This window comes from Pyrinomonadaceae bacterium, assembly GCA_036277115.1.
In the GTDB taxonomy this organism is placed as follows: Bacteria; Acidobacteriota; Blastocatellia; order Pyrinomonadales; family Pyrinomonadaceae; genus UBA11740.
On sequence record DASUNM010000023.1, the window covers coordinates 1 to 15261 of the forward strand.

Below are 15261 nucleotides of genomic sequence, written 5' to 3' on the forward strand. Positions count from 1 at the left end.
TTAGGTCTTAGGTCTTAGGTCTTAGGTCTTAGGTCTTAGGTCTTAGGTCTTAGGTCTTAGGTCTTAGGTCTTAGGTCTTAGGTCTTAGGTCTTAGGTCTTAGGTCTTAGGTCTTAGGTCTTAGGTCTTAGGTCTTATATTGGCAGACATGGAAGACCGGTCAACCAAAATCAAAGACCAAAGTCCAAAGTCCAAAGACCGAATTGCAGCCATCATTCTGGCCGCCGGCCGCTCGCGCCGGATGGGCAAATTCAAACCGCTTCTTCCTTTTGGCCACCAGACTGTAATTGAGTCCTGCGTCAGCAACCTGCGCGCAGCAAGCGTCGCTGAGATCGTTGTCGTGCTTGGACATTCCGCTGAAGCGGTGCGTTATCAACTTAGCGCGGCTTCAGTGGCGTTCGTCACCAATCCGAATCCCGACAGTGAAATGAGTGCTTCGATTGTGCTCGGCGTCGATGCCCTCTCCGACATGGCGCGAGCCGTGTTGATTACGCCGGCTGACCATCCTGCCATTCATCCCGACACGATCAGACTGTTGATGGAAAAATGGCGCGGCGGCGCCCAGCTCATCCAGCCTGAGTTCCAGGGGAAAGGCGGACATCCGGTGTTAATCGACCTCAGCTATCGCGACGAACTGAAGCGCCTTGATTCCGGCGCCGGCCTGCGCGGCTTCTTCAACAAACATCGAGCGGACGTGCTTCGGCTGCCCGTCGATTCGCCCTTTGTTGCGCGGGACATGGACACGTGGGAAGATTACTCCGCCTTGCACACGGACTTTTTTGGCCGAAAGCCTGAGGAAATCACGGACCTTAATGAGCCAACCAACGGCAAACCGAAACGCCTCATCTAAGTCCCTGTCAGCCGTCCCGGGCGACGGCGGAGGAAAGAAGATGTTAACCATCACCCGAAAGGCCACCGCTATTGCGGTGTTTATTTTTGCGCTGAGTTTCGCGCCGGCAACCGTCGCGCAGGGCGGCGTCGAGTTTTCGATGCGGGCCATTGACGGCGAGTCCGTCACCTCCCAGAGCTTGCGCGGCGAAGTCGCGGTCCTGGCCTTCGGCGCCTCATGGTTGCCTTTGACTCGCACACAACTGGAAGGCGTGAAGAAGCTTGCGGATCAATACGCCGGAAAAGGCGTCGCCGTTTATTGGGTGAGTGTTGATTCGGACAATCCCAAATCAAAGAACTACGTTCCCGATGACCAACTGCGCGATCTCGCGCGCAAATACAAAGTCACAATCCTGCGCGATCCCGACGGCGTCGCCTCGCGAAAAATGAACGTCGATCAGCTGCCGTCGGTCGTCATTCTCGACAAACAAGGAAACGTGGCGGCCTCAATGGGCGGCATGGATCCTAATGCCAACTTGACAACACAACTCGCGGCGCGGTTGGATAAGATTCTATAGTAATCAAATCCAATTAAAGTCGTGAGTTGATTCCGTGCAAACTGCTTCCGAAATTCTTAACGCCGATCAGTCTTCAGAAACATTCCGTCGTCACAGTCCGCCGCCGCTCCAGTCGCGTCCACTGAACATTCCCGCGCCGGTCGAACTAACGCTCGATAATGAACTCCGCGTCGCCGTCGTAAGCGATAACCGTCTGCCGATCGTCAGCTTTCGTTTGGCATTTGTCGGTGGGGACTCGAATGATCCGCCCGAGCTCGCCGGCCTGAGCGACATGATGTCGCACCTGATGAGCGAAGGGACCACGAGCCGGACAAGCGTGCAAATTGCCGAAGAGGTTGAGCGACTCGGCGCTACCTTAAGCGTTAACTCCGGTTCGGACTTTGTGACCGTGGGAGCATCTGCGCTCTCACTTTACGTCGATGAGATCCTCGAGTTGATGGCCGACGTAACTCTGCGTCCTTCGTTTCCGCAAAACGAAATCGATCTGGCGCGCGAGAACACGAAGCAGATGCTCATCCAGCAGCGGGCCCAACCAAACTTCCTCGCGTCCGAACGGACCGCGAAAGTGATGTTTGGCAATCATCCTTACGCGCGCATCTCGCCGACCTCGGCATCCCTGGACGCCATGAACCGGGACATGTTCGTTGACTTTCACCGCACGCGGCTCGTGCCAAACAACGCAGTGATGCTGGTGGTCGGAGACATTGAAGTTGATGAGATCGTCGCGAAAATCGAAAAGCTGTTTGGTGCCTGGAAACGCGAGACCCTGGCGCAATCAAACTTTCCTGCGTTGCCGCAACTCTCCGCGCGGAAGGCGTTTTTGGTAGACCGGCCGGGCTCAGCCCAGTCGAACATCGTCATCGCGAATGCCGGCATCACCCGCACCAGTCCGGATTACTTCCCAATGCTGGTGATGCATACAGTACTGGGCGCCAACGCCTCGTCGCGGCTCTTCATGAACCTGCGCGAAGAAAAAGGCTACACCTACGGCGCGTATTCAAATGTTGATGCGCGCCGTCTGGCCGGCACCTTCCGCGTTTCCGCCGAAGTACGCACGCCCGTTACGGGCGCGTCGCTGCATGAGTTTTTTGTTGAACTCGAACGCATTCGCAACGAGCGTGTTCCGGATGAAGAACTGGGGAATGCGAAATCCTATCTGGCCGGGGTTTTTCCGATTCGCATCGAAACGCAGGATGGCTTAATCGATCAACTTACCGGAGTGAGGATGTATGACTTGCCATCCGATTACCTGCACACGTATCGCGATAAGGTTAATGCCGTAACCGCAGAGGAAGTTCAGCGCGTCGCCCAGCAACATGTGACGCCTGACCGCGCGGTGATTGTCGTGGTGGGCGATGCGGCCGAAGTTGAAAGCCAGCTGCGCGACTATGCGGATCAGATTGAGTTTTACGACACAGAAGGAAACAAAACGAGGTAGGACGCAAAACGGTAGGAGCCAAGAGGTAGGTGCAATGGAGTAAAGCTCTCGGCTCTTAGCTCTTACGTCTTCGCTCTTGCCTCTTTGCGCTTGCCTCTTTGCTTCTATCCGCCTACACCGCTCCCTGAAGACGCTCGACATCAAGCACGCCGGGAACGCTCTTGATTGAACTTGTCACCTTGTCCAGGTGCTTCACGTCGAAGACTTCCACAGTCACTTCGATACGGCCCTTCTGATCAGGCCCAATGGATGCGCGGGCGTCGCGGATGCCCGTTCTCATGTCCGAAATCGCGCCCGTGATACCGGCAATCATGCCGGTCCGATTCTCCGTCGTCGCCAATAGTTTCACCGCATAGGCCGTCTTTTCGGGCCGCGAAGCCCATTCAACGTTCACGATTCGTTCAGGGTTAATCATGAGTTGTTGCACGTTCTTGCAACGCTTGGTATGCACCGCCACGCCCTTGCCGCGGGTGATGTAGCCGATGATGTCCTCGCCATGGAGCGGATTACAACAGCGGGCGCGGTTTACCATCAAATCCTCAACGCCACGCACGACGATCGCGCCATCGCCGCCGAGCAACCGCCGCACCGCGCGCACGCCGCTCCGCAGTTTTGATTCTTTCTGTTGGGCCAGCGCCTCGAATTTTTCAGGCCCAAGATACTTCGCAATGATGTTCCGCGGCACGATCTTTCCATAACCCATCGCCGCCAGCAGATCGTCCGTGCGCCCGTAACCGTATTCGCCGGCGATCCGCTTCAGGTCGCCGTTACTGTCCGCCAAGAGTTTCTTAAAGGGGATTTGGAACCGACTCGCCTCTTTTTCAAATAGCTTGCGGCCGATTTCGATCGACTCAGCGCGTTGCTGATCCGCGACCCAGTGCCGGACGCGGTTGCGTGCGCGGGAGGTGACGACGAAATTCAGCCAGTCGCGCGACGGGTGAGCGTTCGGACTAGTCAGAATCTCAACCACGTCGCCGTTCTGAATTTGCGTTCGCAGGGGCACCATCCGCGTGTTGATGCGCGCGCCGGAAGTGGTATTTCCGACCTCCGAGTGAATCATGTAAGCGAAATCGAGAGTGGTCGCGCCGCGCGGCAATTGGATGACTTTGCCCATCGGCGTGAAGGCATAGACGTCTTTCGGATAAAGATCCAGCTTCAGCGCGTCCATGAACTCGCGCGAGTCTTTCACTTCCTGCGTCCACTCAATCAGCGAGCGCAATAGCGTCATGGCTTCGTCGTCGTCACGCGCGCCGCGCTTCCCTTCCTTGTATTTCCAGTGCGCGGCCACGCCTTCTTCGGCCACCAGGTGCATTTGTTCAGTCCGAATCTGGACTTCGAACGGTTGCACTTTAGAGCCGATGACAGACGTGTGCAGCGACTGATACAGATTGTCGCGCGGTGTCGCGATCCAATCCTTGAATCGACCCGGCACCGGTTTCCACGAGTGATGAATCACGCCCAGCGCGGCATAGCAGTGGCGAATTTCGTTCGGCGTAATCACGCGCGCCGCCACCAGATCGTAAACTTGATCCAAATCAATGGCCTGGGCCTGAAGTTTTTTCCAGATTGAGTAGATGCGCTTCACGCGCCCTTCAATGCGCACGAAGGGAACATCGGCTTCGCGCATTTGCTGCTCGATCGTCGCGGTCACGTCGTTCAGGAACGCTTCGTTAGCCGCGCGCCGTTTCTCTAACTGCACAGTGATTTCCCGGTAGTCCTCAGGATGCAGATTGCGGAACGCGAGATCCTCAAGCTCGCCGCGCAATTTACCCATACCGAGCCGATGCGCAATCGGCGCGTAAATGTCCATCGTCTCCTGGGCGATGCGGCGGCGTTTTTCGGGGCTGAGAAACTCGAGCGTCCGCATGTTGTGCAGGCGATCGGCCAGTTTGACCAGCACCACGCGCACATCATCGACCATCGCGAGCAGCATCTTGCGCACATTCTCTGCCTGCTGCTCTTCCCGCGAGACGCTGCTGATGTGCGCAATTTTTGTGAGGCCTTCAACCAGATGAGCGACTTCTTCACCGAAGTATTCGCGAATCGTTTTGGGATCGGCGAGCGTGTCTTCCACCACGTCGTGCAGCAGACCGGTCGAGACGGAAACCGCATCCATGCGCATGTCGGCGAGGATATTCGCCACTTCCAGCGGATGAACGAGGTAGGCTTCGCCCGAAGCGCGCTTCTGGCCCTTGTGCTCGCGGGCCGAGAAAAGATAGGCGCGCCGCAGCAGATTAAGGTCCGCCTGCGGATGGTTACGCCGTACCTTCTCAACGATTTCTTCGATGCGAACCATAAAAAAAACAAAAACGTCAGTCGTCAGGTGTCAGTGGTCAGTTGATTAAAAGCAGAGGGCAACTGACAACTGACAGCGGACTACTGACGCCCGATGCATTATAGCAAGAGGTGACGTTCGACTCGAACGAGTCTTACGTCACCTCTTTGGTTTCAGATGAAATAGGAACTATGGAGTCGGCGAGGCCGCAGCCGCTTCGGCTGCTTCTTCCTTCTTCCGCCGTTCGTCAGCGAGCTGCGACGCGCGTTTCTGCGCCGTTTCCGCCTGACGTTCGTATTGTGACGCAGCGGTCGAGTCGCTGTTCATCTTGGCGATCTTGGCGGCTTCAATCAGCAGATTGGTCTTGTAAGACCACGCTGATTCGCTGTTCGGATCGTATTTGATGGCCGTCTCAGCCTGTTCCAGACCCCGGGTCACGCACTGTTGGATCTTGTCGAAGTCCTTCGGGTCTTTCGGCTTCTGATAGTTGGACTTGCCCTCCGCGATAACCTTCACGTCCGGCAACTCGGTAATCTTGAACGAGCAATCCCAATCCTTGCCGGCCAGGATCGCGTACGCCTCGGCCCGCTTTTCATTCGTCTGGGTCGTGTCGTTAGCGCGCTTCAGAATCCAGTCGCGCAGGTTTGTCTCGTCCTTAATTGCCGAATACAAAACCGAGATTGCCTTGTAAGCCTCGTCGTTGTTCGGATCGTTTTGCAGGAGGTGCTTGTAAGCCTCGATCGCGTCGCGGGCGCGCTGCACGTTCTCAGGTGAATCAACGCCTGGCTTGTACTGTTGGTGGATGATGCGCGCAATAAAGATCGGGGCAGTCTTGTTGCTGGGATCGAGCGCCAGCGCGCGTTTGGCATGTTGTTCCGCCTGATCGAAGTGGCCTTCTTTATAAGCTTTGGCCGCTTCGTTCAGTTCGTTCTTCGCCCGAACTTTGGCGATAAGGTTGCAGCCCGATCCGACGCTGACGAGCAAAACCAGGATCGCGATAGCGCAGATCCTGGATTGAGACAATCTCATTTCAGTTCGCTCCATTTGTGCAAACGTGACGGCGCTTGAGTGCGAGCGAGCCAGGCGAGCGGAAAATTACGGCGCTGGACGTCACGTCGCGTGATTATGGTAAATCGTCAACCTGCAAGCCGACTGGATTTGCGCCCGCGCCCTTAATCGCATCAATCACCTTCACCACGTCGCCGTACTTCAGGGACCGGGGGGCTTTCACAAACACAGTCTTCTCAATCTTCTGATCTTCGGGAAGGTTCGAAGTCTCCATGCCGACTTTGTATGCGCGCATTGATTTGCGCAAGTCAAAAGTCTGTTGCAGCTTCGCCGACAGCGCGCTCGGGTCATTCACTGAACCCATCACGTCCTGATTCAGTTTGAGCTGCAAATCCTGACCGATGGTCACGACCAGCGTCAGCGGATTCGGTTTCAACTGGCTAACATCCTCGTTCGGATCCCGTTGGGTTGGAATGTCAGCTTTGAAGCGGCTGGGCTTCAACGGCGTCACGACCATGAAGATGATCAGCAACACCAACAGAACGTCGATCAGCGGCGTCACGTTGATATATGGTTCCGCTTGACCCTTGGCAGTTTGCATTGACATAGCGTTACCCTCTAATTACCTCAACCGGCGTCTTAGGTCGCCGCGCCTTTCTTCTTCTTGTCCGCGACCAGCCCAATCTTGTCTATGCCTTTTTCGCGGACCGCGTTGATGACCTTGACTACCTCGCCGTAGCTCACGTTGACGCCGCTCTTGACGTAAACGATCCGGTCTTCTTCCTTCTTGGTCTGCAGCGCTTTTTCGACCTGCGTCTTCAGGTCATCCATGTTTACCTTCTTCTTGCCCAGGTAAACCTCAGTCGCTTCCGGCGTACACTGCGGACTGTCCGGCGGCCGGCAAACCACCGACACGATCACGGACGTCTCTTTATTGATTGCCTGATCCTCGTCAGGGTTCTTCAGGTCGCGCGGAATCGGGACCGTAATGCCCTGTTGCAAGAACGGCGTCACCACCATGAAGATGATCAGAAGCACCAACATGATGTCGACCATCGGCGTGACGTTAATCTCGGATTGAAATCCGCTCTTGTCGCCTCCAGCCTGCATGCTCATGGTAAATCTCCTTTCGCCGCGAACGTCGCGCGGCGCAAAGGCCAGCCCGGCCGACGCCGCGCTGACCAGCTTCCTTCAGACTTCAACTACGGATTGAGTTGCTTGGTGCGGTTCTTGATGAAATAGTCCACCAGCTCAGAAGCTGAGTTGTCCATCTCGACCACGAAACCATCAACCTTGCCGGTGAAGTAGTTAAACAGCCACACCGCCGGCACCGCGACTACCAGACCAAGCGCCGTCGTAAACAACGCTTCCGAAATTCCACCCGCGACGGCCGCGATACCGGCCGATTCGGCGTTCTTCATGCCGCGGAACGCGTTGATGATTCCGAACACCGTGCCGAACAGACCGACGAACGGCGCCGTCGAACCGATGGTCGCGAGGCCCGACAAGCCACGCCGGAACTCTGCGGTCTTGATGGCAATCGCCCGCTGTAAAGCGCGCTTCGAAGCCTCGATCTCATCGCCCGAAATCTCAGACGACTGCTCGTGGGCGCGGAACTCCTGCAGGCCGCTGTTGACGACCATCGCCAGGTGCGACTTGCGATGCTTGTCGCTGATGTTGATGGCTTCTTCGATGCGGTTATTCTTCAGCGCCTGGGCCACGCGCGGAGCAAATTCCCGCGATTGCTTCTTTGCGGCCGTGTAGGTCAGATAACGCTCGACCATGATGGCAATCGAATACACCGACATAATTAAAAGAATAACCACGACGACGATCGCGACGGCTCCCATGTTCTTGACCATTTCAGTTAGCGTGAAGTGGTCAACTGCGGGCGCCGACGGCGCCGGAGTGGCTTGCCAAAGAACGAAAAGGAAGCTGAGCGCTTTCGTTCCGAGGATGCTTGTTAGAATAGTCACGGTAGATCCTCCAAGGAAATTAGGTTCAAAACTGAATCTTTTTTACAGCAGGTCGTGGCCGCCGCCAGGGTTACCGGCAGCGACCGCGATTATTACTGCGCCACGAAGTTATAGATGATGACGCCGGAAACTTTAACCGGCATGCCTGACAGCTTCGTAGGCGTAAACTTCGACGCCCGCGCCGCTGCGACGGCCGCGCCTTGCAGAAGCGGATGGCCCGAAACCGGCGCCGCGGAAACCACGTTGCCGTTTTCATCGATGACGATTTGCACCCTCACCTGACCGGCCGCCCGCGCGCTGCGCGCAATCGCCGGGTAAGGCGGCTGCACCAGTCGCACTGCTTTGCCGTTAAGCACGCCGCCGGAGATCGGAGCTTTCGGCGGTGTTGGTTTCGGTGGCGGCGGCGGCGGCGCATCCGCAACGTCAACCTTTGTAGGTCCAGTCGAAATGACGCTGCCGGTTCCAGAGCCCGGCGCGACCGGCGCAATCGCGTTAGTGTTTCCACTGCCCAGCATCGTTACCACGCCCTTGCGAACGGGCGGAACGTCGCTGGCTTTAGCAGAAACTTCTTTCGGCACCAGGTCAGCGCGCGAGACGTCGGCGATCAATTCCCTGCGAACGTCAACGTTCTTGCTCACGTCCATCTTTTCAGGCTTCGCCTCTTGCTTCTGCTCCTGTTGCTGTTGCTGCACCGGGACCGGTGCAATCAACGCGGTCAGCTCTAACGTTTGCTGATCGATGAAGGCCGGCGCCCACAAAATACCGGCAATCAATCCGGCGATGATCAGCACGACGTAAATTGCCGTGAAGCCCAGCAGAAACGAACCCTTGCGTTTAATGTCTTCCGAGTGCGAACCCGACTCGACTAAATGTTCGAACATCTTCAGTCCTCCCTACGTGGTGCCAAAAGGGTCAGATCCAAGATCTATTCGAGAGCGATTCAAAAAGGAAACTATTGCAAATCAATAACACAAAGTAAGCGAATTCCTTTTGACCGCGGAAAAGAAAGGAAGCCGCCGCGTGCGTTGCGGCCAGTTCGAGAGACAAAATAAACTGGCCGCTTAACGTACTACCATCGTGCTTTCCGCAACTACCCTGACGCAAAGGCACGATCAAAAACGTATTTAATTGGCCAGCAACGGGTGCAGTCTATGCCGCGAATACGCGCAAAGTCAAGAGCAAACAAAGCCGTGTTTTCACGTGTTTGCGACACTTCACGCCCCATCACCTGCAACAACACGCTCAGTTAGAAACCGAGCCGGAGGATTATGTTCCCGCCGATTACGCTACGCTGCGCGTGAAGGCTTCCCGACATTCTTGCGCCCTGCGTCAGTGCGCTTTGGTTGGAAACCTGAACGCGCACTAGCGGTCGTTGCAAGCTTGTTAGCAGCTTCAATCTTCCGCTCCCACCAAACCATGATGGGGCTGGCGATCGCAATTGAAGAATAGGTGCCGACGATGGTTCCGATGAGCAGCGCAAGTGAGAAAGCGCGCAGAACCTCGCCTCCGAAAATGACCATCGCGAGAACTGAAAGAACGATTAGGCCCTGGGTAATGACCGTTCGCGATAGCGTCTGATTGATCGAGTCGTTGGTAATTTTGTAAAGCGATTCACGCCGATGCAGTTTCCGATTCTCGCGCACGCGGTCGAACACCACAATGGTGTCGTTAACCGACGCGCCGACGAGCGTCAGAAACGCCGCGATGACCGTGAGGTTCACTTCCCATTGGAAAATTGAAAAGAAGCCCAGCGTCACGAGCACGTCGTGGAACACCGCGATCACGGCCGCGGCCCCGTATGTCCATTCGAAACGGAACGCGATGTAGACAAGCATCCCCACCAGCGCCGCGAGCGTGACCGCGATGGCCTTGTTTCTCAGCTCGGCGCCGGCGACCGCCCCGACAGCATCCGTGCCGATGATTTCGTACGCGGATCCTTCGGGACCGATGGAGTTGAGCGCCGTGCGAACTTTGGTTCGACCCAACTCGACGTCCGAATCCGATTCGGTGGAGCCGGCTCCCGCAAGCGGAAGTTTGATGAGAAACGTATCAGGTCGATCAACCACCGGTTGAATGACCGCTTCGTTAAGACCCTGCGCGCCGAGCGTGGCGCGGATCTGTTCAGCCGTCGCCGCCTGCTTGAAGCGCGCGGTGACTACGGTACCGCCCCGAAAATCAACGCCGAGGTTAAAAGCGTTCGTTCCGTTCGGATGCTTCCACTCGCGGAAAATCGCCGAGCCGAGACCGGCAACCATCAGCAGGACTGAAATTCCAATAAAGATCCGTCGCCACTTCAGCCAATCAAAATTAACTGCTTTGAAGATTTGAAACATTCGTCAAGTATCGTTAACTAAACGCTCAGTGTCTGGGCGCGACGCTTCCGCCGCAGCAGCCACATGAAAATGGTCCGCGAAACGTAAACCGCCGAGAACAGATTAATTACCAGACCGAGAATAAGAGTCACCGCAAAACCGCGGAGCGGGCCGGTGCCAAAAACAAACAGGAACAAGGACGACACCACAGTGGTCACGTGCGTGTCGATAATCGTCACGATCGCGCGATCAAAGCCCTGATCGACCGCTGAGGGGACAGTTTTCCCGGCTCGTAACTCCTCCCGAATGCGCTCAAAGATCAGCACGTTCGAATCGACGGCCATACCGATCGTAAGAATCATGCCGGCGATGCCCGGCAGAGTCAGCGTCGCGCCAAAAACAATCACGCCCGCCAGCATCAGGATCATGTTGAGCAAGAGCGCGATGACGGCGTTGATGCCTGAGCCCCGGTAGTAGAAAAGCATGAAGGCGACTACGAACAGTAAGCCGTACAGCGAAGCCTTGACGCCGGAACGAATTGAGTCGGCTCCCAGGCTCGGGCCCACCGTGCGCTCTTCCTGATATTCGATGTCGGTCGGCAGCGCCCCCGAGCGCAATGTCAGCGCGAGATCCTCTGCCGATTTTTGTGTGAATCTTCCAGTGATTTCACCTTGATCGTAAATCTGGCCCTTAATATATGGCGCTGATTTAACTTCGTCGTTCAGCACGACACCCATGTACTCGTTGATGTTCGCGCCTGTCCATTTGCTGAACTTGTCGGCGCCCGAAGGCTTCAGTGCAAACGAAATTTGATAATCGTTAACGCCGCCACTCGCCTGCACTGCCGTCGCATTCCGCAATTCGGAGCCATCGATAACCGGCGGGTTCTCGACGACAACCCAACGCTTCTCTTTTTCAGTTTGTGGCTGGGTCGGGGTGTCACCCGCCGACGCGGGCTCGTCCCGTTCCGAGTACGGCAATACACGCCGGTTTTGAGGAATAGTTCCGCCTGAACCGAGGGTCGCCAACGCTTCTTCTCTGGTCCCGTACGACTGCAAACCCGACGGGGCCGGTGAACTGATCACGTGAACAAGTTCAAGCCGCGACTGGGCTTTCATCAACTCTTTGACGCGTTCGGGATCCTGAATACCCGGCATCTGCACGAGAATGCGATAAGAACTTTGCGAGCCGTGTCGCTGGACCAACGGCTCAGCAACGCCAAATTGGTCTAAGCGTCCTTCAATGATTCGCTGCGCTTGTACCGTTGCCTGCTCTGCCAATAACCCCTGCGCGGTCGCCGGCAGCGTCCACGAAATCGTGCTGCCGCTGATCGAGGAGGTCCAGCTCGAGACGTCAACTTTCTGCTTTACGGCGTTTTCAATTTCGCTCAGTTTTGCCGGGTCCGCAGCTTCCACAACGAACCGGTATCCGCCGGTTGTTTCAGCGCGTGCGTCCTTAATTTGAAATCCGGCGTCCTCAGCAGCTTTCCGCGCCGCGGCAGCATTATCCGTAGTCAGCTTCGCCAGATACTTATCGACGCGGACGCGCATCACCAGATGCGATCCGCCCTTCAGATCCAGACCGAGCCGAATATTGTTCGCGAGATTGGCTTTCACGCCCGACCACGTAAAGTCGTTCAGCCGGGGCCGCCGGCCGCGCGGGCCGATGACAAGATAAATTCCGACGATCGTTACGATAGCGATGATGATCGTGCGCTGAATTACGTTCTTTTTCTTCATGGGAACTGCAGCGTGTTACTTCTGCTCTTCGTTGTCCACGCCGGCTACCGCCGAGCGCGCAATCTCGAGGATCGTTTTGTCGGCGCTGCGCACCAGGAAGCTTGTCTCTTTGACGGTCGTGATGGTGCCGATGACGCCGCCGGTGGTGACGATCTTGTCACCAGCTTTCAGGTCGGCGATTTGGGCTTGCAGTTGACGCTGTTTCTTTTGCTGCGGCCGAATCAATAGTAGGTAGAAGACACCAAACACCAGCAGCATCGGAATGAGAAATCCGAAACCGCCCGCGCCTTGAAGTAATAGAAGCAACATATTTGTTGGTTATGAACCCTTCTGATCCCGTCACTACCACACCACGCGAGCTGCTCGCGCGGGGACCCCGGTTTGCTCCGGGTTCTGACACAAGCTATTCCAAACCAGAGCTGAGTTGCTCAGTGAACTCTCGCCGGAATTGTGCGAATTGGCCAGACCGGATAGCTTGCCTGACGTGTCTCATGGTGTCAAGGAAGAACGCCAGATTGTGATGCGTCAGAAGGATGCTTGCGAGCATCTCGCCCGCAAGGTACAGATGGCGAAGGTAAGCGCGTGAATGACGCCGGCAGACTGAACACGGGCAGGCTTCGTCCAGAGGTCTTTTGTCGGCCGCGAATCGAGCATTTTTGATGTTCAGTTTTCCGCGAGAAGTGAAGGCCTGGCCCGTCCGGCCGTTGCGCGTCGGGAGCACGCAATCGAACATATCGATGCCCCGCGCAACTGATTCAACCAGGTCTTCCGGCGTACCGACACCCATCAAGTATCTCGGCTGGTCGACGGGCATGCGCGGCGCGATGTCTTCAATGATTTCGAGCATCACCGGTTTTTCTTCGCCGACACTCAGACCGCCGATTGCATAGCCGTCGAATCCGATCTCAACTGTCCGTTCCAGACTTTCGCGTCGCAGATCCAAATGAGACGCACCCTGCAGGATCCCAAAGAGTGCTTGACCTTCCGAAAGCGCCGTCCCGACGGCGCGGGACTGCAGTTCTAAATGCGCCTCCTTCGATCGCTGCGCCCAACGTAACGTCAGCTCCATGCTGCGCCGGGCCGCGTCAGGATCGATCTGTCCCGGCGGACACTCGTCGAACGCCATGGCGATCTCGGCCCCCAGCACGGTTTGCACTTCCATCGAAATTTCGGGCGAGAGAAAACAAAGCGCGCCGTCGATGTGAGAACGAAACTCAGTTCCCTCTTCGGTGACTTTGCGGATTTCTGCGAGACTCCAAACTTGAAACCCGCCTGAGTCGGTGAGCATCGCGCGCTCCCAGCCGATGAAGTTGTGGAGGCCGCCGCAAGCTTTGATCACTTCAATGCCGGGCCGCAGCCAAAGGTGATACGTGTTGCCAAGGATTATCCGGGCGTCGAGATCAGCCGCTTCAAGTTCTTCGAACCGAATCCCCTTCACCGTGCCCGCCGTCCCGACCGGCATGAACACTGGCGTCTCGATTTCGCCGCGCCGCGTAGTGAGAATTCCCGCGCGCGCCTCACCGTCACGGGCCTGAACTTGAAACTCGAGGGTAGAGACTTGAGGCTTGAGGCTGGTCATCTGCGTCTCGTTTTTGACTTGTGCCTTTCAATGATTCGGATTGGCGTCGCATAAAAGTCGAACTCTTCCCGCATGCGGTTCTCAAGGTGCCGCAGAAAGGAAAAGTGCAGACCGGCTTTGCCGCCCGAAGTGAAGACAACGAACGTTGGCGGACGCACGCCGATTTGCGTGATGTACTGGACGTGAAGCCGCGAGCCGCGAAACGTTTTCGCCGGCGTCACCCCCGAGCGCTGGCGCACTTCACGTTCAAAGAAATCGTTAAGCCGCGAAGTAGGAATGCGCACGCTGCGAACAGCATTCGCGCGAATCGCGAGGGGCAGAAGTTTCTGCACACGTTGGCCGGTCAAAGCAGAGGTGGTAATCACGGGCGCCCAACTAAGAAACTTCATTTCCTGGCGGACCTTTTGTTCGAACTTGGTGCCACTGGCAGTGTCCTTCCCTTCCAGCAGGTCCCACTTATTCAAAACGAGAATGATGGAACACCCCTGCTCGAGCGCATAGCCGGCAATCGCCGAATCCAGCGCCGTCACTCCTTCTTCCGCATCCAGCAGCACAATCGCAACGTCGGCTCGTTCCAGGCTTTTGCGCGCCATGACGACGGAAAGCTTCTCAGCCATCGCTGTGGTTTTTCCTTTGCGACGAATGCCGGCCGTGTCGATGATACGAAAAGTGTGTTCGTCGGTTTTGAGCAGGGTATCAACGCTGTCGCGCGTCGTGCCGGCAACGGGCGAGACGATTGCTCGCTCTTCTCCGAGCAGCCGATTGAGCACAGACGACTTGCCCACATTTGGACGGCCAATGATGGCGAGACGAATCTCACGTGCCGGGAGCGCGGGCATCCCTGCCTGCGGTTCACCGGCATCCGTGCCGGTTTCTGGCACACCAGGCCCGCCCGCTAACGCAGGCGGTTCTGACTTCTCGATCAACTCCACCAGCACGTTCAGCAGTTCGCCGAGCCCATTTCCGTGTTCAGCCGAAACCGGCATCACATGCAAAAATCCAAAACGATGAAAGTCGCTCGCTTCATCTTCCAAACGTGCTGAGTCAACTTTGTTAGCCGCGAGCAGCACGGGCTTTCCGGTTTCCCGCAACAACAGCGCCAGCTCTTCATCCAACGGCGTGACGCCTTTACGCGCATCGACTACCCACACCAACGCCGCTGCCTGGTTGATGGCGACTCCTGCCTGCTTGAAAATGTTCGCGGGAATTACCGCCTCGTCGTCGGGCACGATTCCGCCGGTGTCGACCAACGAAAAGCTTTTTCCCTTCCAATTGGCTGCGCCGTAAATGCGATCGCGCGTGATGCCCGGCTCGTCGCCGACAATCGCGCGCCGCTCGCCGATCAATCGATTGAACAGCGTCGACTTGCCGACGTTCGGCCGGCCGACAATTGCGACCAGCGGCAGTTCAGGTGGGTGCGAAGTGCGCATGACGTATAACTGCCGATGATACCTCGGCAGGATGAATTGCTCGGAATGTTCCGTTACAGAGGATAAGCGAGAGCGGAGTTCAGTCCCGAATTCGTGGAC

At 56.7% G+C, this 15261-nt stretch carries 14 protein-coding genes; 3 read left to right on the forward strand and 11 right to left on the reverse strand.

Features of this window, described 5'->3' with window-relative positions:
• Positions 1 to 147: 147 nt before the first annotated feature.
• The 3 genes from VFX97_07080 to VFX97_07090 are packed head-to-tail and all read left to right on the forward strand — an operon-like array spanning position 148 to position 2843.
• Positions 148 to 849, forward strand: a complete 702-nt coding sequence (locus VFX97_07080) for a nucleotidyltransferase family protein (GenBank protein HEX5702945.1) — start codon at positions 148 to 150, stop codon at positions 847 to 849.
• A gap of 40 nt (positions 850 to 889) precedes the next feature.
• Positions 890 to 1405 carry a TlpA disulfide reductase family protein gene (locus tag VFX97_07085; GenBank protein HEX5702946.1) on the forward strand — a complete coding sequence of 172 codons (516 nt, stop codon included), beginning with the start codon at positions 890 to 892 and terminating at the stop codon, positions 1403 to 1405.
• 34 nt (positions 1406 to 1439) lie between these two features.
• Positions 1440 to 2843, forward strand: a complete 1404-nt coding sequence (locus tag VFX97_07090) for a pitrilysin family protein (protein ID HEX5702947.1) — start codon at positions 1440 to 1442, stop codon at positions 2841 to 2843.
• Between the two features lie 112 nt (positions 2844 to 2955).
• Here VFX97_07090 and VFX97_07095 read toward each other — a convergent pair whose 3' ends face one another.
• The 11 genes from VFX97_07095 to der all read right to left on the reverse strand — a co-directional run bounded on the left by VFX97_07095 (position 2956) and on the right by der (position 15162).
• The gene (locus VFX97_07095; GenBank protein ID HEX5702948.1) at positions 2956 to 5139 is read right to left on the reverse strand and encodes a bifunctional (p)ppGpp synthetase/guanosine-3',5'-bis(diphosphate) 3'-pyrophosphohydrolase; all 2184 of its coding nucleotides are present in this window, start codon (positions 5137 to 5139) and stop codon (positions 2956 to 2958) included.
• A 168-nt stretch (positions 5140 to 5307) separates the two neighbouring features.
• Positions 5308 to 6147 (reverse strand): hypothetical protein, encoded by an 840-nt coding sequence (locus tag VFX97_07100; protein HEX5702949.1) that lies wholly within the window; start codon positions 6145 to 6147, stop codon positions 5308 to 5310.
• A 94-nt stretch (positions 6148 to 6241) separates the two neighbouring features.
• Entirely contained in the window at positions 6242 to 6733 is a 492-nt protein-coding gene (locus VFX97_07105) for a biopolymer transporter ExbD (GenBank protein HEX5702950.1), read from the reverse strand.
• Positions 6734 to 6765: 32 nt separating this feature from the next.
• On the reverse strand, positions 6766 to 7242 hold the full coding sequence (locus VFX97_07110; GenBank protein HEX5702951.1) for a biopolymer transporter ExbD: 477 nt from the start codon (positions 7240 to 7242) through the stop codon (positions 6766 to 6768).
• Between the two features lie 86 nt (positions 7243 to 7328).
• The gene (locus tag VFX97_07115) at positions 7329 to 8102 is read right to left on the reverse strand and encodes a MotA/TolQ/ExbB proton channel family protein (protein HEX5702952.1); all 774 of its coding nucleotides are present in this window, start codon (positions 8100 to 8102) and stop codon (positions 7329 to 7331) included.
• Positions 8103 to 8194: 92 nt separating this feature from the next.
• Positions 8195 to 8983, reverse strand: a complete 789-nt coding sequence (locus VFX97_07120; protein ID HEX5702953.1) for a TonB family protein — start codon at positions 8981 to 8983, stop codon at positions 8195 to 8197.
• Between the two features lie 405 nt (positions 8984 to 9388).
• Positions 9389 to 10435, reverse strand: a complete 1047-nt coding sequence (secF, locus tag VFX97_07125; protein HEX5702954.1) for a protein translocase subunit SecF — start codon at positions 10433 to 10435, stop codon at positions 9389 to 9391.
• Positions 10436 to 10452: 17 nt separating this feature from the next.
• Positions 10453 to 12153: a protein translocase subunit SecD gene (gene secD / locus VFX97_07130; protein HEX5702955.1), complete on the reverse strand. Its 1701-nt coding sequence runs from the start codon at positions 12151 to 12153 to the stop codon at positions 10453 to 10455.
• A gap of 15 nt (positions 12154 to 12168) precedes the next feature.
• The gene (yajC, locus tag VFX97_07135; protein ID HEX5702956.1) at positions 12169 to 12462 is read right to left on the reverse strand and encodes a preprotein translocase subunit YajC; all 294 of its coding nucleotides are present in this window, start codon (positions 12460 to 12462) and stop codon (positions 12169 to 12171) included.
• A 94-nt stretch (positions 12463 to 12556) separates the two neighbouring features.
• Positions 12557 to 13732 (reverse strand): tRNA guanosine(34) transglycosylase Tgt, encoded by a 1176-nt coding sequence (tgt, locus tag VFX97_07140; GenBank protein HEX5702957.1) that lies wholly within the window; start codon positions 13730 to 13732, stop codon positions 12557 to 12559.
• A complete protein-coding gene (gene der / locus VFX97_07145; protein ID HEX5702958.1) occupies positions 13729 to 15162 on the reverse strand; it encodes a ribosome biogenesis GTPase Der in 1434 nt (477 codons plus the stop codon). The genes tgt and der overlap by 4 nt, the downstream gene beginning before the upstream one ends.
• Positions 15163 to 15261: the final 99 nt, after the last annotated feature.